Consider the following 26,767-nt stretch of genomic DNA (forward strand, 5'->3'; position numbering starts at 1 on the left):
GTTTACAGCGCTGATGATGTTTTTATTGGCCCGGCACGCTGAACGCCGCCGGGCCATGATCGCTACACGTCCAGCAGCAGACGAGTCGGGTCTTCCAGCAGCTCTTTAATCGCTACCAGGAAGCCTACCGATTCACGTCCATCGATCAGACGGTGGTCGTAGGAGAGCGCGAGGTACATCATCGGCAGAATTTCTACCTTGCCATTGACCGCCATCGGACGATCTTTAATAGCATGCATACCCAGAATTGCGCTCTGCGGTGGGTTGATGATTGGCGTAGACATCAGAGACCCGAAGACGCCGCCGTTGGTAATGGTGAAGTTACCGCCGATCAGATCGTCAACGGTCAGCTTGCCGTCGCGGCCTTTCAGTGCCAGCTCTTTAATATTCTTTTCGATATCCGCCATGCCCAGCAGATCGACATCGCGCAGAACCGGCGTTACCAGGCCACGCGGCGTCGATACGGCCATGCTGACGTCGAAGTAGTTGTGATAAACCACGTCGTCGCCATCGATGGAGGCGTTCACTTCCGGATAGCGCTTCAGCGCTTCCACGACCGCTTTCACGTAGAAGGACATAAAGCCCAGGCGGATGCCGTGACGTTTTTCGAACGCGTCGCCGTACTGCTTGCGCAGATCCATAATCGGCTTCATGTTGACTTCGTTGAAGGTCGTCAGCATGGCGGTAGAGTTTTTCGCTTCCAGCAGACGCTCGGCCACGCGTTTGCGCAGACGGGTCATCGGAACGCGTTTTTCAGAGCGGTGGCCCAGCTGAGCAACCGGAGCAGCGGCCGCAGCCGGCGCCTTGGTTTCCGCTTTAGCCGGCGCTGCCGCCAGATGTTTTTCAACATCTTCACGGGTCAGACGGCCGCCAACGCCGGAGCCTTTGATCGCGCTCGCATCGAGGTTATGTTCAGCCAGCAGGCGACGGATCGCCGGGCTGAGCGCATCGTTACTCTGCTCTTCCAGAGAAGCCTGCTGACGCTGAGCCGGGGTGGACTCTTTCGCATCGGACTTGGCACCGGACTCTTTGCCCGCGCTGTTGCCTTCACGCAGGCGGCCCAGAATTTGACGAGAAAGCACGGTTGCGCCTTCGTCTTCCAGCACTGCTTCCAGAATGCCGTCCGCTGATGCCGGTACTTCCAGTACCACTTTGTCAGTTTCGATTTCCACCAGCACTTCATCACGCTGGACGCTATCGCCCGGTTTTTTATGCCAGGTCGCAACGGTCGCGTCAGCTACGGACTCAGGCAGGTCGGGAACCAGAATATCTACGCTACTCATTATGTATCCTTTAATTAATCGACGTTCAGCGCGTCATTGACCAGATCTTGTTGCTGTTTCTGGTGAACGGACATATATCCTACCGCCGGAGAGGCGGAGGCCGGGCGGCCTGCATAACGCAGAGAGGCCCCAAACGGAATCACTTCGCGGAAGTGATGCTGGCTGCAGTACCACGCGCCCTGGTTGAGCGGTTCTTCCTGACACCAGACAAAATCATGCACCTGCGCATAAGGCTTCAGCGCTTCCTGTACCGCCTGATGCGGGAACGGATAGAGCTGCTCTACGCGCACGATAGCGACATCTTTTTGGTCGTTCTTACGACGCTGCTCCAGCAGGTCGTAATAAACTTTACCAGAGCACAGTACCACGCGCTTCACGGCTTTCGGGTCGAGATCGTCCACTTCGCCGATAGCCGGCAGGAAGGTGCCGTTTGCCAGCTCGTCGAGGCTGGAAACCGCCAGCGGGTGGCGCAGCAGCGACTTCGGTGACATCACCACCAGCGGACGGCGCATACCGCGCAGCGCCTGACGACGCAGCATGTGGTAAACCTGTGCCGGGGTAGACGGGACGCAAACCTGCATATTCTGCTCGGCGCAGAGCTGCAGATAGCGCTCCAGACGCGCGGAGGAGTGCTCCGGGCCCTGGCCTTCGTAGCCGTGCGGCAGCAGCATCACCAGGCCACACATCCGGCCCCACTTCTGCTCGCCGGAGCTGATGAACTGGTCGATCACAACCTGAGCGCCGTTGGCGAAGTCACCGAACTGCGCTTCCCAGATAGTCAGGGTACGCGGTTCCGCAGTGGCATAGCCGTATTCAAACGCCAGTACCGCTTCTTCAGAGAGCACGGAGTCCCAGACTTTGAAATGCTCCTGGCCGTTGTGCACGTGCTGCAGCGGAATATAGGTTGAGCCGTTCACCTGGTTATGAATAACCGAGTGGCGGTGGAAGAAGGTGCCGCGACCGGAGTCCTCACCGGACAGACGAATCGGAATGCCTTCATCAACCAGCGTCGCGTAGGCCAGGTTTTCCGCCGCGCCCCAGTCAAACAGCTTCTCGCCGGCCGCCATCGCCTGACGATCGCCGTAAATTTTGGCGACGCGAGACTGCATTTCAATGCTTTCAGGCACGGTGCTGATGCGCTTAGCCAGTTCCTGCAGGCGCTTCATCTCTACCTTGCTCGGGTAGCTCTCATCCCACTCGTGGTTGAGGTACGGCGACCAGGTAAAGGAGTGCAGGTTCATCGGACGCCACTCTTCTACCACGCATTCGCCGGCATCCAGCGCGTCGCGGTAGAGGTTGACCTGCTCGGTTGCATCTTCCAGCGTCGAAACTTTGTCCTGCTCAAGTTTGTCAGCATAGATTTTGCGCGGAGTCGGATGCTTTTTGATTTTCTGATACATCAGCGGCTGGGTTGCGCTCGGCTCATCGGCTTCGTTATGGCCGTGACGGCGGTAGCACACCAGGTCGATCAGAACATCGCGTTTAAAGGTATTGCGGAAATCCAGCGCCAGGCGGGTAACGAAAGCCACGGCTTCCGGGTCATCCGCGTTAACGTGGAAGATCGGCGCCTGAACCATTTTACCGATATCGGTACAGTACGGCGTAGAGCGCGCGTCCAGCGGGTTCGAGGTCGTGAAGCCCACCTGGTTGTTGATAACAATACGTACGGTACCGCCCACTTCGTAACCGCGGGCTTTCGACATGTTCAGGGTTTCCTGAACCACGCCCTGACCGGTGATCGCGGCGTCGCCGTGAATGGTAATCGGCAGTACTTTATTGCTGCTTGGCTCGTCAAGACGATCCAGACGGGCGCGCACGGAACCGATAACCACCGGGCTGACGATTTCAAGGTGCGACGGGTTAAACGCCAGCGCAAGGTGTACCAGACCGCCTTCGGTTTCCATATCGGAAGAGAAGCCCATGTGGTACTTCACGTCGCCGGTGCCGAGGTGTTCTTTATGCTTGCCGGCGAACTCGTCAAACAGATCCTGCGGCTTTTTACCAAGGACGTTGACCAGCACGTTCAGACGACCGCGGTGCGCCATGCCCAGCACCACTTCGCGGGTGCCGCTTTTGCCAGCGTGGCGGATCATCTCTTTGAGCATCGGGATCAGCGCATCGCCGCCTTCCAGCGAGAAGCGTTTCGCGCCCGGGAATTTCGCGCCGAGGTAGCGTTCCAGACCTTCAGCGGCGGTCAGTTCGCTTAAGAAGCGTTTTTTCTCTGCCGCGCTAAAGCTGGCTTTCCCTGCTACCGATTCAATACGCTGCTGGATCCAGCGCTTCTCTTCGGTAGAGGTGATATGCATGTATTCCGCGCCGATAGCACCGCAGTAGGTCTGTTTGAGCGCTGACAGCAGCTCGCCCAGCTTCATCGTATCTTTACCGATGGCAAAGGAACCTACGTTATAACTTTCCTGGAAATCGGCCTCGGTCAAATCGTGATATGCCGGGTCTAAATCTGCCACTCTATCCTGTTTCCACAGTCCCAGCGGATCGAGATTCGCATGCTGGTGACCGCGGAAGCGATAGGCGTTGATGAGCTGCAGGACTTTAACCTGCTTCACATTGGTGTCAGGGTCGGAAATCGAAGAAGTGTAACGTGAGGCATCCTTCGCCAATCGACGGAAATAATCACGCGTTTTGGAATGAAATTGATCCGGTTTGACTCCGGTGCCAGGTAACTGCTGGAACATAGAACGCCAGTTGGCGTCAACAGAGTCAGGATCGGTTAAGAAGTCTTCATAGAGCTGTTCTATCCAGCTCTGGTTCGAACCAGAGAGGTAAGAAGAGTCCAGCCAGGCTTTCATTGCGCCGTTCTGCATCGTGATCCCTTAAGCATTTATATGCTTATTTCGCCGTAGAAACTACCACGCACATGGATTGTACGTGCCGGGGTTCACTCATTACGGACGAGTTGTGGCTTCTGCGTCCGCTAAGGAACCTTTAAAAACTGCCATTAATCTTCGGCGTTCAGGCTGCGGTTGCGTTAGCTGCCTTCACTTACCCCGGTCACACAGTTCACTATGCTCCCTGGGATGCGTTCAGTTGCCGCCTTACCTCGCTCTGAACGCCTTGATTACTGGTACATATTTGGCGGTTTTTAAAGATTTCCTGCCATCCCCTTCATACTTCAAGTTACATGTGCGTTGGCTTTCCTCACTCACCCCAGTCACTTACTTGAGTAAGCTCCTGAGGATTCGCGGCGTCGCCGCCTTCCTGTAACCCGAATTATTTAGGGTATTCATTTCCCGGCGGCACAAACGCTGCCGGGGCTACTGCTTCGGGTAGCCCGGATAAGCGATAGCGCCATCCGGGACAGACCGGGTTACTTACGCACTGCGCTGCAGCAACATCGACTTGATATGGCCGATAGCGCGCGTCGGGTTCAATCCCTTAGGACAAACACTGACGCAGTTCATAATGCTATGACAGCGGAATACGCTGAAAGCATCGCTTAACCCTTCCAGGCGGCTGTCGGTTTCGGTATCGCGGCTGTCGATCAGGAAGCGATACGCCGCCAGTAAACCTGCCGGGCCGACAAACTTGTCCGGGTTCCACCAGAACGACGGGCAGGACGTTGAACAACATGCGCACAGAATACACTCGTACAGTCCGTCGAGTTTCTCACGCTGCTCCGGCATCTGCAGATGCTCACGAGCCGGAGGATTTTGCCCATTATTCAACAAGTAAGGCTTAATCTTCTCATATTGTGCATAGAATTGCCCCATGTCTACAACCAAATCGCGGATAACCGGTAAACCTGGCAGCGGACGGATAACAATTTTCTTGCCCGGCTGATTCAGCGCGGAGATCGGCGTGATGCACGCCAGACCGTTTTTACCATTCATGTTCAGACCGTCGGAGCCACAGACCCCTTCACGGCAGGAACGACGAAATGAGAGCGACGGGTCTTTTTCCTTCAGCTGCATCAGCGCGTCCAGCAGCATCATGTCGCGACCTTCTTCCGCTTCCAGGGTGTAATCCTGCATATGCGGAGCATCGTCAACGTCCGGGTTATAACGATAAATTGAAAACTCGAGTTTCATTTTCCTGTCTCCGCATTAATAAGTACGAATCTTCGGCGGGAATGCCGGGCGCAGTTTCGGTTGCATGTTGACGCTACGACGCGTCATCGCTTCCGACTCTGGCAGGTACAGGGAATGGCACAGCCAGTTTTCATCGTCACGTTCCGGGAAGTCGAAGCGGCTATGCGCACCACGGCTTTCGGTACGGAAGTTTGCCGACACCGCGGTGGCGTAAGCAGTTTCCATCAGGTTATCCAGCTCCAGGCACTCGACGCGCTGGGTGTTGAACTCGCTTGAGGTATCGTCCAGGCGCGCATTTTTCAGACGCTCGCGGATCGCCTTCAGCTGCTCAAGCCCTTTCGCCATCGCATCACCTTCGCGGAACACCGAGAAGTTGTGCTGCATACATTCCTGCAGCGCTTTGCGGATCTCGGCCGGGTCTTCACCGTTACGGTTGCCGTTCCAGCGGTTGAGGCGCGCCAGGGAAGCGTCGATCTCTTCTTCCGTCGCGTCGCGAAGCTCGCCCTGTTCGGCGATAGATTCCTGCAGATGTACGCCGACCGCGCGGCCGAACACCACCAGGTCAAGCAGCGAGTTACCGCCCAGACGGTTAGCGCCGTGAACCGATACGCAGGCGATTTCACCGACGGCGAACAGCCCAGGAATAACCACATCTTCGCCCTGCGCGTTAACGGTCAGCGCCTGGCCGCTTACGCGGGTCGGAATACCGCCCATCATGTAGTGGCAGGTTGGGATAACCGGAATCGGCTCTTTCACCGGGTCAACGTGCGCAAAGGTGCGGGACAGTTCAAGGATACCCGGCAGGCGGGATTCGAGAACTTCTTTACCCAGGTGGTCAAGCTTCAGCTTGGCGTGCGGGCCCCACGGACCGTCGCAGCCGCGACCTTCGCGGATTTCGATCATGATGGAACGCGCCACCACGTCACGACCCGCCAGGTCTTTCGCATTCGGAGCATAGCGCTCCATAAAGCGTTCGCCGTGTTTATTCAGCAGATAGCCGCCTTCACCGCGGCAGCCTTCGGTGACCAGAACCCCGGCCCCGGCGATACCGGTTGGGTGGAACTGCCACATTTCCATATCCTGCACCGGCACGCCGGCGCGGATCGCCATCCCAACGCCATCACCGGTATTGATGTGGGCGTTGGTGGTGGATTGATAAATACGACCTGCACCACCGGTAGCCAGCACGGTTGCGCGGGCCTTGAAGTACACCACTTCGCCGGTTTCGATACACAGCGCGGTACAGCCAACGATGGCACCGTCGGCGTTTTTCACCAGATCCAGCGCGTACCATTCGGAGAAGATAGTGGTGTGGTTTTTCAGGTTTTGCTGATACAGCGTATGCAGCAGGGCGTGGCCGGTACGGTCAGCTGCCGCCGCGGTACGTGCCGCCTGCTCGCCGCCGAAGTTTTTCGACTGGCCGCCAAACGGACGTTGATAAATGGTGCCATCTTCGAGGCGCGAGAACGGCAGGCCCATATGATCCAGTTCGAGAATCGCTTCCGGACCGGTTTTGCACATATATTCAATGGCGTCCTGGTCACCAATGTAGTCCGACCCTTTAACGGTGTCGTACATGTGCCATTCCCAGTTATCTTCATGGGTATTACCGAGCGCAACGGTGATGCCACCCTGCGCGGAAACGGTATGGGAACGAGTAGGGAACACTTTGGAGAGCAGCGCACAGGACTGGCCGCTCTGGGAAATCTGCAGCGCCGCGCGCATACCTGCGCCACCGGCACCAATCACAACAGCATCAAATTCTCTGACAGGCAATTTCATTACACACCCCACACCACAACAAATCCATAAAGAACGTAAGCCACCAGCGCAACGACGATAAGCAGTTGCAGAACCAGGCGCACAGCCAGTGGTTTAACGTAGTCCGTCAGTACCTGCCACATACCGATCCAGGCGTGGATCAGGATGGAGACGAGGGCCAACAGGGTGAAGACTTTAGTGAACGCGGAGGAGAAAAAACCCGTCCAGACTTCCCATGAGATTTCACCCGTGGTGGCAAAGAAGCCGACCATATAGATGATGTAGAGGGTCAGAACGATAGCGGTAGCACGAACCAGAATGAAGTCATGTACGCCGTTGCGTCCCAGTGCTGAGGCGTTGCTTACCATACGAGGACTCCTGCGAGAAGTGAAAGCACGACAGTAATAACAAAAGAAATCCTGGCGGAGCGTGTCCCTACTTCGAGGGTTTCTTCCAGATAGCCAAAGTCCATCATCAGGTGGCGGATACCGACCACTGCGTGATAAGCCAATGCGGTCAGAATGCCCCACATAATGAATTTCACGAAGAAGCTATCCATAATGGATGCCGCAGTGAGGAAACCTTCGGGAGAGGAAAGGCTGGTGCCCAGCAACCAAAGCAGAATCCCGACCGCCACGAAGGTGATCACACCGGATACGCGATGGAGAATGGACGCTATCGCCGTGATTGGGAACCGGATCGTTTGCAGATCCAGATTGACAGGTCTTTGTTTTTTCACATTTCTTACCATGAATAACGCCCACATGCTGTTCTTATTGTTTCCTTCCTCCGGTCTGCTTGCGGGTCAGACAGCGTCCTTTCTATAACCTGTAGTCATGAATAAACTCCTTTTCAGGAGCGAAAACGTGACCAAACAACGCTGGGTGGCTCGGGATTGCAGGGTGTTCCGGAGACCTGGCGGCAGTATAGGCCGTTCACAAAATCATTACAATTAACCTACATATAGTTTGTCGGGTTTTGTCCCGAACAGTGATCAAAGTCACGATAACAACATTATTTTAAAATTTAATCACCTGATTTGACAAATATTAAACATTCTTGTTACAACCATTACCAGATAAATGCAATAATGCTCAAAAGTTATGGGGTCACTCTTTCACCTGAGAATAAGTTATGCAACAGTGTGACGGTATTGACCAATGTAATCAGGACGGTTATTAGTGGTATAACGATTTTTAAATTCGGGCTGCTAAAACGCTGATTTGCTGTTATTTCGTCGTAAACTGAAAACGTTCCATCAAGCGCCTTTGCTCTGTACCCTGCCAATTCCGCTGTCGCAGAGCTGTGTGCAACATAACAAACTGGTAACGTAATCAGGCACGAGCCGAAGGCAAATCCCCCCCGGCAGTCTTAAGCAATAAAGGCGCTAAGGAGACCATAAATGTCTGATGCAAAAGCAAAAATCACCCTAGGTGGTGATACTGCTATCGAACTGGATGTGCTAAAAGGCACGCTAGGCCAGGATGTTATTGATATTCGTAGTCTTGGTTCAAAAGGCGTATTTACCTTTGACCCTGGTTTCACTTCAACCGCATCGTGTGAATCTAAAATCACGTTTATCGACGGTGATGAAGGTATTCTGCTCCACCGTGGTTTCCCGATCGATCAGTTAGCGACCGAGTCCAACTACCTTGAAGTCTGCTACATCCTGCTGAACGGCGAAAAGCCGAATCAAGCCCAGTACGAAGAGTTCAAAACCACCGTTACCCGCCACACCATGATCCACGAGCAGATTACCCGTCTGTTCCACGCGTTTCGTCGCGACTCGCACCCGATGGCGGTGATGTGCGGTATTACCGGCGCGCTGGCGGCGTTCTATCACGACTCCCTGGACGTTAATAATCCACGCCACCGTGATATCGCTGCGTTCCGCCTGCTGTCCAAAATGCCGACAATGGCAGCGATGTGTTACAAATATTCAATCGGCCAGCCTTTTGTTTATCCGCGCAACGACCTCTCCTACGCGGGTAACTTCCTGAATATGATGTTCTCCACGCCGTGTGAAACCTACGAGGTTAATCCGGTACTGGAACGCGCCATGGACCGTATTCTGATCCTGCACGCTGACCACGAACAGAACGCGTCAACTTCAACCGTCCGTACCGCAGGCTCCTCAGGCGCGAACCCGTTCGCCTGTATCGCTGCGGGCATCGCCTCCCTGTGGGGACCGGCGCACGGCGGCGCGAACGAAGCAGCGCTGAAGATGCTGGAAGAGATCAGCTCCGTTGAGCACATTCCGGAATTCGTTCGTCGCGCGAAAGATAAAAATGACTCTTTCCGCCTGATGGGCTTTGGCCACCGCGTGTATAAAAATTACGACCCGCGCGCCACCGTCATGCGTGAAACCTGCCATGAAGTGCTGAAAGAGCTGGGCACCAAAGACGATCTGCTGGAAGTGGCGATGGAGCTTGAGCACATTGCGCTCAACGACCCGTACTTCATCGAGAAGAAACTCTATCCGAACGTCGATTTCTACTCCGGTATCATCCTGAAAGCGATGGGTATTCCGTCCTCCATGTTTACCGTTATCTTCGCGATGGCGCGTACCGTAGGCTGGATTGCCCACTGGAACGAAATGCACAGCGACGGCATGAAAATTGCCCGTCCGCGTCAGCTGTACACCGGCTACGACAAGCGCGATTTCAAGTGCGACATCAAGCACTAAGCCAGGTTTCGGCAACAAAAAACGCGCCTTAAGGGCGCGTTTTTTTATGGCTGCAATATCACAGCTATCGGGGCCCCACTCAGGGCAGACGAAACGCCAACTGAACGTTATTGAAGCTATCGAACGCCTGAGATGATTGCTGCTGCAGGCGTGGAAGATCGAGCTGATGCAACAGTTGGGCAACGGGAGAGGAAGAGCGGACCACCAGTACCGCGCTGGAAATCTCTTTGGCTAGCGCCTGCGCGGACGGATTATCCAGCGGACAAATGTTCAACCCAACCTTGTCCAGCGGAATCAGCGATGCTTGCTGATGCCAGACGCCGGTATCAATTTCGCCGAGAAAAACGGAACGCGGCAACAGGGTAAAATCCACTTCCACATACTCATAATCCGCTTCCGGGAACTGGGCTCGTGTCAGCCGCTGATGATCGCTGGAATGAAAATCGATACCGACGCGCGGGCGCCGGGATAACGCCGCATCGGTTTTCTCCACCACCACCAGACTACCCGGTCGATAGTAGCTTCCGTAGCCGACGTCAAAGAGTTCGAAGCCCTGTTCGGCGGCATCCGCCATCAGCATTTGTGCAGAGCCAGACGAGAGCAGAACAATATCCACCGCATGATGCTCAAAAGCGGCCAGGCGAGAACGCGCGCCGCGCAGATAGCCGACGGTGGTGACCACACCCCAGCATTCGGACTGCTGTACAAACGCGGAGGCCACCTGCGTCGCTTCGAGGGAGCCTCCAGGGGGCAGCAGGATATGCACCGGCGGCATGCGCGCGGCGTCCCAGAGCGTCGGGAAATCCCAGGAGACCACAAACGTCCCCTGGTGCCCGCGAGAGACGAGATTGACCGCGCCGTCTTTTTTCAGCTCCTGCAGCGCCTTTTGCACCGTACCAGAACCAATATCCAGCACCTCCTGAAACCAGGAGGTGGTCGGCAGACGGCCGGATAGCCCAAGCGAGATAATCGTGCGGGCAATAAATGCGACCGGAGAAAGCTGTTTCGCATCGTGCGCAATAACCGTCATTGTTTCCGTCAACTCTTACTGTTCCAGAAGCCGCAGCGCCCGTTCAACGCTGTGGTTTTCATGCACCACGGCATTCAGCGCGCGAAGCACGCCGGCCGGCTGCTGCGCACGGAAAATACGTCGTCCAAACATGACCCCTTTCGCTCCCGCCTGCATGGCATCGGCCGCCAGCTGCAGCGTTGACTGCGGATCTTCGCCGCCCGCACCGCCTGCCAGCAGCACCGGAGTATAGCAGGTGCTTGTTACCGCAGCAAAATCCTCCACCGAGCCGGGCCAAAGCGCTTTCACCAGATCCGCGCCGATATCGGCGGCAATGCGGCAGTACATACTCATCACCCCGGCGCTAAGCGCGTCGGGATCGATACCCTCCAGCGCCGAGCGGGGTTCGATAATCACCGCGATACCGTATCGTTCACATTCGCGAACAATACGCGCGTTGCGCGCAATTTCCGCCTGTTCCAGCGCCGTATCCTTCTGCCCGAGGTACATATAGGTCATCACTGCATCAATACCGCTGGCGGCTACCTCGCTAATTTCTGCCAGCTGCACCAGCACGCCTTCGCTGCGGCCATCTTTTCCCGGCGTATAGATCGAACGCGCGTGGTTTTTCCAGTCGAGATGTAGCACAAACCCCGGCCTGTCACGCCCCATAAACGTCTGATCCACCAGCGGGATCATCCCCGGCGATACCATCACCCCATCCGCGCCGCGCAGCTGGGCAAAGACGGTTTCAATATCCCTACGGGTTTTCAGCCCCGACGGTGGGCCGGACATCACCCCGTGAGAGGCGGCGACGACCACCGCGTGCCCTGTTTCCGGGCGCAAAATACGACTTAAACGAACTGCCTTGCCGGTACGGGAATCCATCTTGCTCTCCTTCACAAAGTTGACTAAAAAATAAAATGCAATTTGCAGCTTTCTGCAAATTGATCGTATATTAGCCACCAACACGATGTCAATGAATTATCCCTGAGCGCGTTCTCTCCGCCAGACCGCCAGGATGTTCTCTACAATTGTCAATGCAGGAGTCGGTATGCCGGACATTTCTCATCTCATTAGCGCCTTGAAAAATATATTGCCAGAACAGCAGGTACTGAGCGACCGCGAAACCCTTCAGGCCTCAAGCCACGATACCTGGCCACTGTCGACAAAGCTCAGGCGCTTAGGGTGCCATGATTACCAGGCGGACGTTGTGGTGAAAGTCACCGATGAGCAACAGATCCAGCAGGTGCTCGCGCTGGCAACGGCGAACGATACGCCGGTCACACCTCGGGCACTGGCTTCTTCGGTCACCGGACAGCCGCTACCCACCCGGGGTGGTATCGTCCTCGATCTCACCGGCATGGCGCATCAGCGCGCAATCAATACGACCAACCTGACCGTTGAAGTCTCCGCCGGCTACAATGGAGGTCAGTTGGAAGATGAACTGCAGCAGATGGGCTGGACGCTAGGACACTCACCGCAATCGCTGTACCAGTCCAGCGTCGGCGGCTGGCTATCAACCCTGGCGACCGGCCAGTTCTCCTCTTACTACGGCGGAATTGAAGATCTCATCACCGCCTATACGGTTATCCTCGCAACGGGTGAAAAGGTACGGCTCAAAGCCTCGCCGCGCGCGGCGATGGGGCCGGATCTACGCCAACTTTTTATCGGCGCAGAAGGAACGCTGGGCGTAGTAACCTCGGTGCAGCTCAAGATATTCCCGCTGCCGCAAACGCGTCTTTATGACACCCTGGAGCTGCCCTCCGTCGAAGCCGGACTGCAGATCATGCGTGAACAGGCGGTGGCCGGACTGCACCCTTTCCTCCTCCGGCTGTACGATCCCACCGAAGCCCGCCACGCTATGCAAAATCCTGCTCAGGACAAGCCGGTGATGTTCCTCGGCACTCAGGGCGTTGAGGCCGTTGCCCGCGCGGAAATGGACGCATTTATGACCCTTGTCCAGCGTCACGGCGGAAAATCGATCGGTACTCATGGCGTACTGCAGTGGATGGATCGCCGCTTCGACTTCTCAACGGTCGAAAAGTTGCTGGATTGCAGCGGCGGCTTTGCCGAAACCATCGAAGTTGCTCATACCTGGGACGGTATTGCCAGCCTGTATCACGACCTGAATCAAGCGCTGACGCCGCTGGCCGGCGAAGTTCTCTCGCATTTCTCCCACGTCTATCCGCAGGGGACCTCCATGTACATGATCCTTCTCGGGCACGAAGCCAACGACGCCGAGGCGGTCGATAAGCTGCGCACTATCTGGCGGGAGGCGATGCGCGTCTGCCTGGCGCACGGCGCCGAGCTCTCGCACCACCACGGCGGCGGACTGGTACGCTCACCCTATGCCCGAGAATCGCTTGGTTCGGCGCATATACTGCTGCGACGCGTCAAGCAGGCGCTCGATCCAAACGGCATTCTCAACCCTGGCAAACTGGGGCTATAACGCTTAACTGAGGGTCATCACCATGTGGTTTCTCGGCATTGATATTGGCACCACGCATATAAAAATTATCGGCATCGACGAAGAAGGTCAGCCGCTGGCGGTGAAAAAGTGCCGCACGCCCGTCCTCCAGCGCGACGGGCTGACCTTCCACGATGCGCAGGCGGTTTGGCAAACCGTGGCGGCGCTTATCATCGACTATTCCCGCAGCGAGGCTCGTACCTGCGGCCCGCTGGCGGCGATCTCCATCGGCACCTTCGGCCAGGAGGAGTCGGTGGCGGTCAATCGCTATGGTGATGTTATCTATCCATCGCTGGCGTGGTGGGAGAACTACCCTGCCGCTGCGCTGCCCGACGACGTTCATCTCTGGCTGGATAGTCAGGAGCATTACTCTGTTTCCGGGATGCGATCGCGCCCGAACCAGAGTCCGGAACGGCTGAGCTGGATACGCCAGCAGCATCCCGATCTCTGGAAGAAAATCGACCAATGGGTTGATTTCGGCAGCTACACCATGTGGCGCTTAACCGGCGAATGGCGGACCTGCACGTCGCAAATAACCCACTCGCAGTGCGTCGATTTACAATCGATGCGCCTCCATGAACCCACGCTGGATAGGCTCGAACTGCGCCCCGAAATTTTCCCGGCTACGGTTAACACTGGCGAGCACTGCGGGGAGATTAGCCCTCAGGCTCTTCCCGGAGTAGCGCTGCACCCCACAGCCTGCGTTTTTGCCGGCGGGCACGATCAAATTATTGCCGCCTGGGCGGTTCAGAGTCGCCAGCCCACTCACGTCTTCGATTCGATCGGCACCTCGGAATATCTGATGGTGCTGACGCCCCACTTCCCGGATACGCCGATCGCCTGGCAGCTTGGCGTGGATATCGAACGAACCTGGCAGCCGGGAGAATTTGTCATGGGCTGCGCGACGCCATCGGGGAAAATCATTCAGACGCTGGCGGAACTGCTCTATCAGGGGGATTACGATCCGCTGTTTCGCGAGCTGCTCGAGGAGGCGCGCACGCCTGGCGTGTCGGTCTCGGTTAATGAAGACGAATCTCTGGGCCTGTTTTCACTGCACCATTTGCCTGCCGGTGTTCAGCCAGCAAATATCGTGCAGGCGACCCTGAATCATATCGCCGATCGCGCATTTCGACTGCTGACCAGGATGTGCGAGATTGGCGCAATCCGTCCGCAGGATGCCGTGCTGATGGGTTCGCTATTCCAGCGCAAGGAGATGCTTGAGCACCGCAAACATCGTTGGAAAATGCCACTGTTCGTCAGCGAGCTCGCTGAACCGGTTGCCACGGGCGCCGCCATGATCGCTCGCGAAAGCTGGCTCATTACCACTCACCGGGAGAACCGACTGTGAACGTGCTTATCGCCTCGCTGAATACGGCTATTGAACGCCTGTTGCTGGTCGACCAACAGCGTCCCGGAACGGTCCATCGCTTGCTGAACGATAAAACCCTGGCCGGCGGGAAGGGGGTAAACGTGGCGCGCGTTTTACGCCAGCTTCAGCCACAGCTGGAAAACGCACCGGCGCCTCTGCTGCTCGGTTTTCTTGGCGGCGCGACGGGTCGGCTATGTCGCGAGCTGCTGGACGAAGAAGAGCTGGACGGACGCTGGTGCGAGATTGCCGCCAACACCCGCATCTGCGAGGTGGTGACGGAGCAAAAAGCTCCGGACAAAGCCAGCGTCTACAACGCCATTGGCCCGGCTATTCAGCCCGAGGAATACCGTCGTTTGTGGAGCATGCTTGCGACGGAGCTTCCTCGCGCCAGCGCTGTTGTCTGCACCGGTTCTCTGGCGCAGAACCTGACGCCGGACGAGTACGGGCGCTGGATATCCCTGGCCCGCGAACATGGAGTCCTTTCGCTGCTCGATACCCACGGGGCCGCGCTGCTTCAATCCGCCGCCGCGCTGCCTGACATCATCAAAATCAACCGCGATGAGCTGCGGCAGGCCAATGCAGAGACAGCGGACGATTTACCCGACCACTGGCTCGCGCAGGGCGTGCGCTGCGTGATTATTACCGATGGACAGCAGCCAACCCAGGCGCTGACCCCGGACGGAAATTTTACAGTCGCCGCCCCTGCAGTGCCGACGCTCAGCGCGGTTGGCTCCGGCGATGCGTACTGCGCCGGTCTCATCGCCAGCCTGCTGGCCCGGCCGCAGTCGGGCTGGGCGGCGCACCTGACGCTCGCGGCGGCCTGCGGCGCGGCCAATGCGGCCAGCTCAACGGCAGGCCTGGCCGCCGACGTCAGCCTTCATGTATTACAACAACGCTGCGCGGTACGCGCGGTACGCTCACCCGCTTAATAACGGAGTGTATTATGGTCAGTCATGCCTCTATCTCAGCAAAAAACGCCTGGATGCGTAACGTTCTGTTGATCTCCATTGTGACCGCCGTCGGCGGGTTTCTGTTTGGTTTTGATAACGGCAGTATTTCCGGCTCCGTGGGGTTTTTACAAAGCAAATTCACCCTTGATGCGAACGGTATCGGCTGGGTGACGTCGTCGATTATCGTGGGCTGTATCATCGGCGTTGCGCTGGCGGGGCCGCTTTCCGATGCGGTAGGACGAAAAAAAGTTCTGCTGCTGACGGCGCTGATTTTTATTTTTGGCGTACTCGGTCAGGCCATGGCGACCTCGGCGGAGATGCTGGTGTGGTTTCGCATCCTCGTGGGAGTTGGTATCGGCGTGGAAACAACCATCGCGCCGCTCTACATCGCCGAGGTTTCTCCGGCGCACATTCGCGGTCGACTGGTCTCGTTAAATCAGCTTTTTAACTGCGTGGGCAATCTGGCTATTTTTTCAATTGCGGCAATAATCGCCAGTAGCGCCAGTGAAGCGTGGAATATCGAATACGGCTGGCGGGTTATCTTCGCGACCGGCATCGCCCCTGCGGCGATCTTTCTGATCCTGCTGGCATGGGTGCCGGAAAGCCCACGCTGGCTACTGCGCAAGGGGTATGATGCGAAGGGGCTCGAGGTGCTGCGAAAAATTAATCCGGATGAGGCAACGGCCAGGCAGCAGCTGGCGGCGATCCAATCCGCGTTACAAAATGAAAGCCAGTCCCAGCTGAGCGAGCTGTTTACCCCCCGCCTGCGTAAGGCGCTGATCGTTGGCTTTTGCGTGGCTCTGTTTCAACAAATTACCGGGATTAACGCCATTTTTTACTACGCCCCGGAAATCTTTAAAACAGCGGGTGTGGATGTCAGCGGCGCGATGTCTTTTACCGTACTGATTGGCCTGACGCTGGTTATTTCGACCCTGCTCTCCATGTGGATCATTGATAGAGTCGGACGCCGTTCGCTGCTGATTTTCGGCTCTATCGGTATGACGATTGCGCTAACCTGCATTGGGATGCTGTTCCGTGCCAGCGAAGCGCACACCACCCTGCTGCTGCTGAGTATTCTCGCCTATGTGGCTATTTTCGCCGTCTCTTATGGCACCGTAGCCTACGTCATCATCGCAGAAATATTCCCTATTCAGGTCCGCGGCGTGGCGGTTTCTATCGCAACGTTTGCCCTTTGGGGAGGCAACTTCTTCGTGTCGCGCTTTTTCCCGGTCCTCGTGGAAAATATCAGTGCGGCAGGCACATTCTTTATTTTTGCCGCCACATCGGCGGTCGCGCTAATTTTTGTCCTGACCATGGTTCCTGAAACTAAAGGCAAGACGCTGGAGGAAATAGAGCTCGAATTACACCATAAATAATCCTTAGCCCACGGCGGGAACATTTCACCACCTGACACCCTGTACCGTATTTACTTATATAAATAACACTATCCGGAGTACATTATGAGACCTGGAAAAATCCTACATCCGCAAATCGCCTCAGCGTTAGCCAGTTTAGGACATGGCGATATTATATTAGTTACCGATGCCGGCGCACCGATTCCCGCTAATGCGAACCGCATCGATCTTGCCTTTTATTCCGGGAGCGTCGATCTCCTTGAAATTCTCGCCGTTCTGCGCAATGAAATTTTCATCGAAGAAGTTATTTTTGCCGATGAGGTCCCGGATAATAATCCAAAACTACTCACCCGCGTAACCGAGATATTTACCGGCAGTGGTGCGGACTTCACCTTGATGCCGCACAGCAATCTCGTTACCGATATTTATCCGCAGGCTAAAGTGACTATTCGTTCCGGTTCACTGATGCCTTGGGGAAACTTTGCGCTGGTTGCCAGCACCGATCCTGATGCCTGGTTCGACGGCTCCATGAAAATCATCCCTGAATATATTGAACGCTCCCGGCGCATTACCGATAAGGCCGCACCAAAAATAAAAAAAGTTTACTAACGGATGCCTTCACATGAATACAACACATCATATGAGTTATAAACTGTCCCTCATTGCCTCATTAGCGGGGTTGTTGTATGGTTTTGATTCCGCAGTTATCGCCGGGGCAATTTCTCATCTCAGTAGATATTTTTCACTCGATGCTATCGGTACCGGATGGGCGGTTTCTTCGGTTGTTTTAGGGTTTATGATAGGCGCGCTGAGCGGACAGTTTATCAATAACTCTTTGGGGCGGAAAAAAGCATTACTGATCTCCGGATTACTGGTTTTTTTAGCGGGGATATTCACCGCATTCCCCTATAACTTTACTCTATTTATCCTGTTCAGGATCCTTGGTGGCGTCGGCGTGGGTCTGGGTTCGGCAACCGCCCCCGTGTATATCGGCGAAATATCGGCACAGGAAATACGCGGTAAAACGCTGGGGTTTTACCAGATGATGATCGCTTTCGGCATCCTGCTGGTTTATCTGGTCAATGCGCTGGTCGCCGCACAGGCGCCAGACCAGGCGTGGGCGACCCAATATTCATGGCGCTTTATGTTAGGCGCGATGGCGCTTCCCGGCAGTTTGTTTATGATCCTCGTCTGCTTTTTGCCAGAATCCCCGCGCTGGCTAATAGGTAAAAACAGGGATGCCGAAGCAAATAAGATAATGAAATATATTAATGGCGAGGGCTATGACTGTATCGCTGAATTGTCGGAAATTAAACGCTCATTTGCCACTAGCGGAGTCGGAAGCTCAGGAGCCACCACCTCACTATTATCGAAAAAATACCGCCGGGTATCATTTACGATCCTCGTCATGGCGCTGCTGGCAAATCTTTGTGGCATTAACGCCGTTCTGTATTATGGCAACGTATTACTTGAAAATATTGGCATCGCAAACGAACGCTCCGCCTATTATCAGCAAATTATTATCGGCATCGCATTTTTTGCCGCTGCGGTATGGGCCGTGTATCGGGTGGATAAATATGGTCGACGTAAGCTCCTGGTCGTCGGATCGTTTGTCTGCTTTGTATCGCTTACGCTGCTCGGAATTTTAATCTGGATGGGCATCACCAGCATCTTTATGCTGGTGATTATGATTATCTATATTTTATTTTTTGGCGGAACCGTCGGACCTATTCTATGGATAATTATCCCAGAGCTGTCACCGAATATTATTCGCGGTAAGCTGATGTCGTGGGCGACATTTTTAATCTGGAGCGGTAGCTTTATTGTCTCCCAGACTTTCCCGATGCTGACGGATAGCCGCTTGCTCAACGAGTGGTTCAACGGTAGTTTCCCTTTCCTGCTCTATGGATTGTGCTGTCTGCTGTGGTTTTTACTCAATCTCTTCTGCGTAACGGAGACCAAAGATAAATCCCTTGAGCAAATCAGCGCCGAGATGAGCGCGGCCTGAATACGACACGACCAGCCTTCAAAAAATCACGCTAACCCTGCCCGCCTGCGAGCAGGGTTAGCAAGCCGCATTAGCGCTGGCAGCCAGGGCACCAGTAGAACGGCCTCGAGGAGAGCATGGTTCTCTCGATAAGCGTGCCGCAGCGTTCGCAGGGCTCGCCGTCGCGGTGGAAAACCTTAAAGCGAAACAGCGCCCCGTGGTGCCGATTTTCATCCACCTGGCCGCGGGTAGTGTAGGACAGACGCGGGATCGCCAGCAGCGCCTGCGCCAGGGCATCGAGCTGGCTGTCCGTCAGCGCCGAGGCCTTGTGCCGCCCGGTCAACCCAACCTGCCAGAGAATCTCAACGCGCAGGTAGTTGCCCAGCCCGGCGAGGAATGCCTGGTCCAGCAGCAGGCCGGAAAACTGACGCTGACGGAATTTTGCCGACAGCAGGCGGGCCTTGACCTCTTCCACCGTCAGGCTCATATCCAGCACGTCGGGGCCGACCCGGAGTAAGAAAGGGTGTACCGCCAGCTGCGCCGGGGTCAATATTTCAATATCCGAAGCGCTGTAGAGCAGCACCGCCTTCTCCGCCGTCTGCAGCCTGACGCGCAGAATGCGGTTACTCGACGGCTGCTCCCCCGCCGCGACCACGCGCCACACGCCGTACAGCTGATTGTGGCTGTACAGCGTCAGCCCGCCGGAGAAATGCGTCAACAGGGCTTTACCGCGCGTCTCAATGTGCGTCACCTGCTGACCCACCAGCTCAGACTGCCAAGGCTGCAGCTGCGGGAAGGCAAACCAGACCTCGGTCAGAGGTTTGCCTTTAATCGCCAATTCCAGGCTATCCGCCGCGCGGCGGATTTCCGGACCTTCCGGCATAATATCGTCCTTCTGTTAGTGCGTCGCGCCGCCGGTAACGCTGAGATCGTCGTCGTGAGTCAAGGATACGGCAATCGCCGTTTCCAGCGCCGCTCGTATCGTTTCCAGCGCCATGCTCGCCTCGCCGGGATGGGCCGCAGCCTGCTCCGGCAGATACGGAATATGAATAAAGCCGCCTTTTACGCCAGCCTGGCCCTGCAGCTTGTGCAGCAGACCGTACATAACGTGATTACACACGAAGGTCCCCGCCGTTTGTGATACCGAGGCGGGAATGCCCTGCTGGCGCAGCGCGGCGACGATCGCTTTGATCGGCACGCTGCTGAACCAGGCGGCCGGACCACCGGCCACGATCGGCCGATCGATCGGCTGCTGGCCCTTGTTATCCGGGATCCGCGCATCGTCGACGTTGATCGCCACGCGTTCAACGGTAATATCAGCCCGCCCTCCCGCCTGGCCAATAGCAAGGGTTAACGCGGGCCTGAGTTCATCCAGCGCGGCGTGAAGCACCGTCAGCGCCTCGTTAAAAACGCAGGGTAGCTGCCGCGCCACGACGCGCTCTCCGGCAATGATAGCGCCATCGAGTCGCTTTACCACTTCCCACGAAGGGTTAACCGCTTCGCCATCAAACGGTTCGAAACCGGTGATCAATACGCCCGCCATGCTCCTTTCTCCTCTCCCGGCATCGTTATAGTATGTTGTAACTATCTACCGACCTGGTCTTCCACCGCCGCGCTAACCTGAACGTGGCGTCCGGCAAACGCCGCGCGTAAACGACGGGCAAACTCCAGCGCGTGCTCCCCGTCGCCGTGCAGGCAGACGGTTTCCGCCATAACGTGCGCCCACTCGCCGGTAACGCTGCGCACCCGGTGGTGCTGCACCATTTCCAGGGTCTGCGCCAGCGCCTGCTCCTCATCGGCAATCAGCGCGCCGGGCTGTGAACGCGGCACCAGGCTGCCGTCGGCCAGGTATCCCCGATCGGCAAACACCTCCTGGCGGGTGGCTAGCCGGTAATGCTGGCCCGCCCGAATCAGCTCGCTGCCCGCCAGCCCAACCAGCACCAGCTCGGGGTTAAAATCGCGAACGGCTCTGGCAATCGCATCCGCCAGCGGAGCCTCTTTTGCCGCCTGGTTGTAGAGCATTCCGTGCGGCTTGACGTGCCGCAGCTCGCCGCCCTCGGCGCGGACAATCGCGGCCAGGGCGCCAATCTGGTACAGCGTCTGGACGTAAACCGTCTCCGGCGGCAGCGCCATCGCGGTACGGCCAAAATTTTGCCGGTCGGGATAGCCCGGATGCGCACCAATCGCAACGCCGTTTTTGAGCGCCTCGCGCACGCACTGGTGCATCAGCAGCGCATCGCCGGCGTGAAACCCGCAGGCAATATTGGCGGAAGAGACCAGCTGCAAAAGAGCGCTGTCGTTGGCACAGCCTTCGCCAAGATCGGCATTAAGGTCAATTATCATCGTTAAGCCTCCACGCCAGCTGGTCCAGGTAGCGCTGGCGGTCGGCGCGCGCTTTCAGCGCCTCCTCCAGCGAGCAGGGAACAAAGTGAATGGGCTGACCCAAAGGAATTTGCGCCAGCTGATACATATCCGCCTCAATGATGCTCGCAATCCGCGGATAGCCGCCGGTGGTTTGCGCATCGTTCATCAGCACGATCGGCTGACCGCTATGCGGCACCTGCACCACGCCGGGCAGCAGGCCGTGAGAGAGCATTTCGCGATCGGTGGTGCGCACGAGCGGCTGTCCCTGCAGGCGGTAGCCCATTCGGTTGCTCTGGGCGCTCAGCTGCCACGGCGAGCGCCAGAAGGAGGCCTGCGAGGCGCTGTCGAATTCATGATATTCCGGCCCCGGCAGCGCGCGAATGCGGTTGCCGATCGGCAGCTGCCTGACGCCCTGCGGGCCGCTAAACTCGCGGGACGCTTTGCCCAGTTTCAGCCGATCGCCATCCTGCAGACGTCGTCCTTCCAGCCCGCCAATGCCGACCTTCAGATCCGTGCTGCGCGATCCCAGCACCACCGGCACGTCGATGCCCCCCGCCACCGCCAGATAGCTGCGGATACCGTACTGAGGGTTTTTTAGCACCAGATGCTGGCCGGCTTTCGCCGCCGTCCGCCAGCCGACCCATACCGGCCTGCCGTCCACCGTCGCCTCACAGGCGGCGCCGGTCAGCGCAAACCAGCAGTCGCGTTCAAAGGCAATATCCACCTGCCCAAGGGTGATCTCCAGAGCGGCCGCATTGGCGTCATTCCCTACCAGCAGGTTAGCGATCGTCAGCGACGGCTTATCCAGGGCGCCGCAGCGGCTGATGGCCGACCGACGCAGCCCTTCCCGTCCACCGTCCTGCACCGAGGTGTACATCCCTGCGCGGATCATCTTCAACATAGGCCCTCCTTTTGCGGCACAAAACGTACCCGGTCGCCAGAGCGCAGCAGCGCCGGCTCTTGACGCTGCGCATCAAATAGCGCCAGCGGCGTGCGCCCGAGCAGCTGCCAGCCGCCCGGCGTCGCCAGGGGATAGACGCCGGTTTGCGCGCCGCCGATGCCGACTGAACCCGCCGCAACCTGCAGGCGCGGCTCCGCGCGACGCGGCATCGCCAGCTGCTCCGGCAGGCCGCCGAGATAGGGGAAGCCCGGCTGGAAGCCGAGGAACCACACCACGTACTCCACCGACGAATGCAGCTCCACCACCTGCTTCTCCGTCAGCCCGCAGTGGCGCGCCACCTCGCCGAGGTCGGGGCCCGCTTCTCCGCCGTAGATGACCGGGATCGCAATCTCCCGCGACTCAGGCTCCAGGGCTTCACTCTCTTCCCACCAGCGCTGTAAACGTTCAATCGCATCCCACGCCATGAGCTGCGGATGGCGCAGCACCACGGTGATATTGTTCATCCCCGGTATCACATCCACCGCATCTTCATGGTCCGCCAACCGCTGGGCCAGGCGCCAGATGCGCTTTTGGCTTTCCAGCATCACCGGGGGCTCCAGCTCCAGAACTACCGCCGTTTCGCCTAGCAGATAACAACGCGCTCGCTGCACTTTTCTCTCTCCCTTAGGCCGGGTTGGGGATATCAATAAACGTGACGTCCAGATCGGTATTTTCCGTCAGCCATTCGCTGAGGGCGCGAATGCCGCCACGCTCCGTGGCATGGTGCCCGGCGGCATAAAAATGCAGCGACTGCTCGCGCGCCGAGTGAATGGTTTGCTCCGACACTTCGCCGGTAATAAAAGCATCGACGCCAAAGCGCGCCGCGCTGTCGATAAAGCCCTGGCCGCCGCCGGTGCACCACGCCACCCGGGAGACTTTTTCCGGCCCGGTATCGCCGCACCACAGCGGTTTGCGGCCCAGACGCGCTTCAACCCACGAGGCCAGCTCGAGGCCGGAGACCGGCATCGACAGTTCGCCCCACGGCACCAGAGGTTCAATTTCGCCCTTGATAGTAATACCCAGCAGCTGGGCCAGCTGCGCGTTATTGCCCAGTTCAGGGTGAGCATCCAGCGGCAGGTGCCAGCCGTAGAGGTTGATATCGTTGGCCAGCAGGGTCTTCAGGCGCTGGCGCTTGATGCCACGAATCGCCGGCGCCTCCCCCTTCCAGAAATAGCCGTGATGGACAATCACCGCGTCCGCCTGCAGGCGGACGGCCTCATCCAGCAGCGCCTGGCTGGCGGTCACGCCGGTGACAATTCGTTGCACCGTCTCGCGTCCTTCCACCTGCAGGCCGTTCGGCGCATAGTCGCTAAAGGTCGCGCTATTGAGCTTTTCGTTAATGAGTTGTTCCAGTTCGCTATTTTTCATTGCCGCTCCATCAGGTCGTCAGGTTATCTGCGAAGATAACATAACGATAACCTCGCTGACCGTCGATAGCACGCGCACGACGCGCTCTATTTTGACTTTTAGCTTAAAGCCGCAATTTGTCTACCCGCCACTTCGCGCATTCGTGTATATTTATGCACTATTACAGCATATTAAATAATCAGAAAGCCTTTTAGACCATGAATTTCACTACTAAAGCGCTATTCATGCAGGAAGATCGACTTTCGCTTTACGGCAGGAACTGAGCGTTACATGAACACACAATCATCGCAGCCGCGCGCCATCTACTACGTCGTCGCGCTGCAAATTTGGGAATATTTCAGTTTTTACGGTATGCGGGCGCTGCTGATTTTGTACCTCACCAATCAGCTTAAGTATGATGACAACCACGCCTACGCCCTCTTCAGCGCCTACTGTTCCCTGGTTTACGTTACGCCGATCCTCGGCGGCTTTCTGGCCGATAAGCTGTTAGGCAACCGCATGGCGGTGATGATCGGCGCGCTGCTGATGGCCATTGGCCACCTGGTGCTCGGCGCCAGCGAAATCGCCCCCACCTTCCTCTACCTGTCGCTGGCCATTATCGTTTGCGGCTACGGGCTGTTTAAGTCCAACGTCAGCTGCCTGCTCGGTGAGCTATACGAACCGACCGATCCGCGTCGCGACGGCGGCTTCTCGCTGATGTACGCCGCGGGCAATATCGGCTCGATTATCGCGCCTATCGCCTGCGGATACGTGCAGGAAGAGTACAGCTGGGCAATGGGCTTCGCGCTGGCGGCCATCGGCATGATCGCCGGGCTGGTGATTTTCCTCTGCGGCAGCCGTCATTTCCGCCACACCTCCGGCGTCAATCGCGAGGCGCTGCGCGCCCGCCACTTTCTGCTGCCGAACTGGGGCTGGCTGCTGGTGCTGCTGGTGGCTACGCCGCTGCTGATTACGGTGCTGTTCTGGCAGGAGTGGTCGCTCTATGCGCTGATTGTCGCCACCGTCATTGGCCTCGCGGTGCTGGCAAGGATCTATCTGCGGGCGGATACCGCCAAACAGCGCCGGGATCTGCGGCTGATTATTATCCTGACCGGCTTCAGCCTGCTGTTCTGGGCCTTTGCCCAGCAGGGCGGCAGCTCCATTAGCCTCTACATCGACCGCTTCGTTAACCGCCACGTGATGAGCTACGAAGTCCCGACCGCAATGTTCCAGTCGGTGAACGCCTTTGCGGTGATGCTCTGCGGAATGGTGCTGGCGTGGCTGGTCAAAGAGAATATCAGCGGCAACCGCACCGTGCGCATCTGGGGCAAATTTGCGCTCGGCCTTGGCCTGATGAGCGCCGGCTTTTGTATCCTGACCCTGAGCGCCCGCTGGTCGGCAACCTACGGCCACTCCTCAATGCCGCTGATGGTGCTGGGGCTGGCGGTGATGGGCTTTGCCGAACTGTTTATCGATCCGGTGGCGATGTCGCAGATTACGCGGATTGAAATACCCGGCGTCACCGGCGTGCTGACCGGCATCTATATGCTGCTCTCCGGCGCCATCGCCAACTATCTGGCGGGGGTTATCGCCGACCAGACGTCGCAGGCTTCGTTCGATTCAGCCGGGGCGGCGCACTACGCGATTGAGGCCTACATCGACGTATTTAGCCAGATTACCTGGGGCTCGCTGGCCTGCGTCGGCCTGGTGCTGGCAATCTGGCTCTATCACTCCCTGCGGGTCAGGACCCGCCGCCTGGCGCTGGAGTAGCGCCTTTGCTGGCGGCTTCCCAGGCTGCCAGCGTCTCCAGCCGCGCCTGCTTGTGATCGACCAGTGGGCGCGGGTACGCCAGGGTTACGCCCTGCTTATCGGCCCAGACCCACGGCTGGTGCAGGGCCTTTTCCGGCACCGCTGCCAGCTCCGGCAGCCATTGGCGAATAAACCGTCCCGCTTTATCAAACTTCTCGCCCTGAGTCGTGGGGTTGAAGATGCGGAAATAGGGCGCCGCATCGGTGCCGGTAGACGCCGCCCACTGCCAGCCGCCGTTATTGGCGGCTAAGTCGCCGTCGATCAGCTGGCTGATGAAATAGCGCTCGCCGGCACGCCAGTCGACGCGCAGATCCTTCACCAAAAAACTGGCAACAATCATCCGCAGGCGGTTGTGCATCCAGCCCGTCGCGTTGAGCTGACGCATCGCGGCATCGACAATCGGAAAGCCGGTGCGTCCCTCCTGCCACGCCTGCAGCCCCGGCGCATCGTCGCGCCACGCCACCCTGTCGGTCCAGGCGATAAACGGCCGCCCCTTGCACAGCCCCGGATAGTAAACCATCAGGTGGCGGTAGAACTCGCGCCAGATAAGCTCGTTGAGCCACACCGACCCGCCCTCGCCGTCCAGCGCGCCGGGCAGCTCCACCAGCAGACGATGCAGGCACTGGCGCGGCGAGAGCACGCCCGTCGCCAGACACGGCGAAAGCCGGCTGGTGCCCTCCAGCGCCGGAAAGTCGCGCTGCTGGTCATAATCGGCGGCCTTGTGCTGGCAAAAAGCGCGCAGGCCGGCGATGGCCGCTTTTTCGTCGGCGGCAAACAGCAGCGGATCGAACGCCGTCTGGGGGTAGTCAATCTCCGGCAGGGCGGCGGGCGTCAGCGGCCCGTTTTTACGCACCTTCGGCGCCGCCACGCACTCCGGCAGCGTCTCGCGCAGGCGGCGAACAAAGGCATTTTTGAAGGGCGTGAACACCTTATACATTTCACGACTGCCGGTCAGCACGCTGCCGGGCGGCAGCAGCAGGCTGTCGTCAAACCCCTGGCACACCACGCGGCTCAGCGTTTTCTCCGCCGCCGCGTCGCGCTGGCGCTCGTTAATTTCATACTGATAGTTGTAAAACAGATGGCTGACCTGCTGCTCCTCGCAGAAGCGGGCCAGCAGGGCGACGCTGGCGGAGAAATCTGTCGCCTGCGCCACCTGCAGGGCGATACCGCGCTCGGCCAGCGCGGCCTGCAGGCTGCGCAGATGGCTGACGATAAACGCTGCCTGACGCGGCGCCATCCCGTGCTGACGCCACTGTTCGGGCGTGGCGATAAACAGCGCCAGAACGTGAGCGTCGGGATCGCGGCAGGCCGCAGCCAGCGCCAGATTATCGTGAATGCGCAGATCCGCGCGAAACCAGACCAGATGGGTGGCCATAAAACTCCTGCTCTTA

The 26,767-nt window shown here is 57.7% G+C and carries 24 protein-coding genes; 9 read left to right on the plus strand and 15 right to left on the minus strand.

Annotation, left to right across the window (positions count from 1 at the left end; all coding sequences use genetic code 11):
- Positions 1-62: 62 nt before the first annotated feature.
- The 6 genes from odhB to sdhC form a co-directional block, all read right to left on the minus strand.
- On the minus strand, positions 63-1,283 hold the full coding sequence (gene odhB, locus RTE01_RS22750) for a 2-oxoglutarate dehydrogenase complex dihydrolipoyllysine-residue succinyltransferase (protein ID WP_041144636.1): 1,221 nt from the start codon (positions 1,281-1,283) through the stop codon (positions 63-65).
- A 14-nt stretch (positions 1,284-1,297) separates the two neighbouring features.
- Positions 1,298-4,105: a 2-oxoglutarate dehydrogenase E1 component gene (sucA, locus tag RTE01_RS22755; RefSeq protein WP_041144635.1), complete on the minus strand. Its 2,808-nt coding sequence runs from the start codon at positions 4,103-4,105 to the stop codon at positions 1,298-1,300.
- 507 nt (positions 4,106-4,612) lie between these two features.
- On the minus strand, positions 4,613-5,329 hold the full coding sequence (gene sdhB / locus RTE01_RS22760) for a succinate dehydrogenase iron-sulfur subunit SdhB (protein WP_041144634.1): 717 nt from the start codon (positions 5,327-5,329) through the stop codon (positions 4,613-4,615).
- Between the two features lie 15 nt (positions 5,330-5,344).
- Positions 5,345-7,111 carry a succinate dehydrogenase flavoprotein subunit gene (sdhA, locus tag RTE01_RS22765; protein ID WP_041144633.1) on the minus strand — a complete coding sequence of 589 codons (1,767 nt, stop codon included), beginning with the start codon at positions 7,109-7,111 and terminating at the stop codon, positions 5,345-5,347.
- Positions 7,111-7,458, minus strand: coding sequence for a succinate dehydrogenase membrane anchor subunit (gene sdhD, locus RTE01_RS22770; protein WP_041144632.1), 348 nt, complete (start codon positions 7,456-7,458; stop codon positions 7,111-7,113). Before sdhD ends, sdhA begins: the two co-directional genes overlap by 1 nt.
- Positions 7,452-7,856: a succinate dehydrogenase cytochrome b556 subunit gene (sdhC, locus tag RTE01_RS22775; protein WP_041144631.1), complete on the minus strand. Its 405-nt coding sequence runs from the start codon at positions 7,854-7,856 to the stop codon at positions 7,452-7,454. Before sdhC ends, sdhD begins: the two co-directional genes overlap by 7 nt.
- 324 nt (positions 7,857-8,180) lie before the next feature.
- Here sdhC and RTE01_RS26740 point away from each other — a divergent pair, with 324 nt between their 5' ends.
- Together RTE01_RS26740 and gltA are read left to right on the plus strand one after the other, a co-directional pair.
- Positions 8,181-8,312, plus strand: a complete 132-nt coding sequence (locus tag RTE01_RS26740) for a hypothetical protein (protein WP_421672170.1) — start codon at positions 8,181-8,183, stop codon at positions 8,310-8,312.
- Between the two features lie 180 nt (positions 8,313-8,492).
- Positions 8,493-9,776: a citrate synthase gene (gene gltA / locus RTE01_RS22785; RefSeq protein ID WP_041144630.1), complete on the plus strand. Its 1,284-nt coding sequence runs from the start codon at positions 8,493-8,495 to the stop codon at positions 9,774-9,776.
- A 79-nt stretch (positions 9,777-9,855) separates the two neighbouring features.
- Here the strand turns inward: gltA and RTE01_RS22790 are convergent, their stop codons facing one another.
- Together RTE01_RS22790 and RTE01_RS22795 are read right to left on the minus strand one after the other, a co-directional pair.
- The gene (locus tag RTE01_RS22790) at positions 9,856-10,806 is read right to left on the minus strand and encodes a YhfZ family protein (protein ID WP_134525431.1); all 951 of its coding nucleotides are present in this window, start codon (positions 10,804-10,806) and stop codon (positions 9,856-9,858) included.
- Positions 10,807-10,821: 15 nt separating this feature from the next.
- Positions 10,822-11,673 carry a class I fructose-bisphosphate aldolase gene (locus RTE01_RS22795; protein WP_134525430.1) on the minus strand — a complete coding sequence of 284 codons (852 nt, stop codon included), beginning with the start codon at positions 11,671-11,673 and terminating at the stop codon, positions 10,822-10,824.
- Positions 11,674-11,839: 166 nt separating this feature from the next.
- Between RTE01_RS22795 and RTE01_RS22800 the strand changes: the two genes are divergently transcribed.
- The 6 genes from RTE01_RS22800 to RTE01_RS22825 all read left to right on the plus strand — a co-directional run bounded on the left by RTE01_RS22800 (position 11,840) and on the right by RTE01_RS22825 (position 18,937).
- Positions 11,840-13,237: an FAD-binding oxidoreductase gene (locus tag RTE01_RS22800; protein ID WP_134525429.1), complete on the plus strand. Its 1,398-nt coding sequence runs from the start codon at positions 11,840-11,842 to the stop codon at positions 13,235-13,237.
- Between the two features lie 22 nt (positions 13,238-13,259).
- Positions 13,260-14,603, plus strand: a complete 1,344-nt coding sequence (locus RTE01_RS22805; RefSeq protein WP_134525428.1) for an FGGY-family carbohydrate kinase — start codon at positions 13,260-13,262, stop codon at positions 14,601-14,603.
- A complete protein-coding gene (locus RTE01_RS22810; RefSeq protein ID WP_134525427.1) occupies positions 14,600-15,553 on the plus strand; it encodes a 1-phosphofructokinase family hexose kinase in 954 nt (317 codons plus the stop codon). The genes RTE01_RS22805 and RTE01_RS22810 overlap by 4 nt, the downstream gene beginning before the upstream one ends.
- 14 nt (positions 15,554-15,567) lie before the next feature.
- On the plus strand, positions 15,568-16,950 hold the full coding sequence (locus RTE01_RS22815; RefSeq protein WP_134525426.1) for a sugar porter family MFS transporter: 1,383 nt from the start codon (positions 15,568-15,570) through the stop codon (positions 16,948-16,950).
- 84 nt (positions 16,951-17,034) lie between these two features.
- A complete protein-coding gene (locus tag RTE01_RS22820; RefSeq protein WP_134525425.1) occupies positions 17,035-17,538 on the plus strand; it encodes an RbsD/FucU domain-containing protein in 504 nt (167 codons plus the stop codon).
- A 13-nt stretch (positions 17,539-17,551) separates the two neighbouring features.
- Positions 17,552-18,937 (plus strand): sugar porter family MFS transporter, encoded by a 1,386-nt coding sequence (locus tag RTE01_RS22825; protein ID WP_134525424.1) that lies wholly within the window; start codon positions 17,552-17,554, stop codon positions 18,935-18,937.
- 70 nt (positions 18,938-19,007) lie between these two features.
- Here RTE01_RS22825 and nei read toward each other — a convergent pair whose 3' ends face one another.
- From nei to RTE01_RS22855, 6 genes are read right to left on the minus strand one after another with little or no spacing between them, the layout of a single operon-like run.
- The gene (gene nei / locus RTE01_RS22830) at positions 19,008-19,799 is read right to left on the minus strand and encodes an endonuclease VIII (protein WP_134525423.1); all 792 of its coding nucleotides are present in this window, start codon (positions 19,797-19,799) and stop codon (positions 19,008-19,010) included.
- A 15-nt stretch (positions 19,800-19,814) separates the two neighbouring features.
- The gene (gene pcp / locus RTE01_RS22835) at positions 19,815-20,459 is read right to left on the minus strand and encodes a pyroglutamyl-peptidase I (RefSeq protein WP_134525422.1); all 645 of its coding nucleotides are present in this window, start codon (positions 20,457-20,459) and stop codon (positions 19,815-19,817) included.
- Positions 20,460-20,500: 41 nt separating this feature from the next.
- On the minus strand, positions 20,501-21,259 hold the full coding sequence (gene pxpA / locus RTE01_RS22840; RefSeq protein ID WP_134525421.1) for a 5-oxoprolinase subunit PxpA: 759 nt from the start codon (positions 21,257-21,259) through the stop codon (positions 20,501-20,503).
- A complete protein-coding gene (gene pxpC / locus RTE01_RS22845) occupies positions 21,249-22,181 on the minus strand; it encodes a 5-oxoprolinase subunit PxpC (RefSeq protein WP_123551106.1) in 933 nt (310 codons plus the stop codon). The genes pxpA and pxpC overlap by 11 nt, the downstream gene beginning before the upstream one ends.
- The gene (gene pxpB, locus RTE01_RS22850; RefSeq protein ID WP_134525420.1) at positions 22,175-22,831 is read right to left on the minus strand and encodes a 5-oxoprolinase subunit PxpB; all 657 of its coding nucleotides are present in this window, start codon (positions 22,829-22,831) and stop codon (positions 22,175-22,177) included. The genes pxpC and pxpB overlap by 7 nt, the downstream gene beginning before the upstream one ends.
- Positions 22,832-22,844: 13 nt before the next feature.
- Entirely contained in the window at positions 22,845-23,588 is a 744-nt protein-coding gene (locus RTE01_RS22855; RefSeq protein WP_041144624.1) for a type 2 GTP cyclohydrolase I, read from the minus strand.
- A gap of 270 nt (positions 23,589-23,858) precedes the next feature.
- Between RTE01_RS22855 and dtpD the strand changes: the two genes are divergently transcribed.
- Positions 23,859-25,337, plus strand: a complete 1,479-nt coding sequence (gene dtpD / locus RTE01_RS22860; protein WP_041144623.1) for a dipeptide permease DtpD — start codon at positions 23,859-23,861, stop codon at positions 25,335-25,337.
- Here dtpD and phrB read toward each other — a convergent pair.
- Positions 25,309-26,751 (minus strand): deoxyribodipyrimidine photo-lyase, encoded by a 1,443-nt coding sequence (phrB, locus tag RTE01_RS22865; protein WP_134525419.1) that lies wholly within the window; start codon positions 26,749-26,751, stop codon positions 25,309-25,311. The genes dtpD and phrB overlap by 29 nt on opposite strands.
- Positions 26,752-26,767: the final 16 nt, after the last annotated feature.

Source organism: Klebsiella terrigena, assembly GCF_006539725.1.
Lineage (GTDB): Bacteria > Pseudomonadota > Gammaproteobacteria > Enterobacterales > Enterobacteriaceae > Klebsiella > Klebsiella terrigena.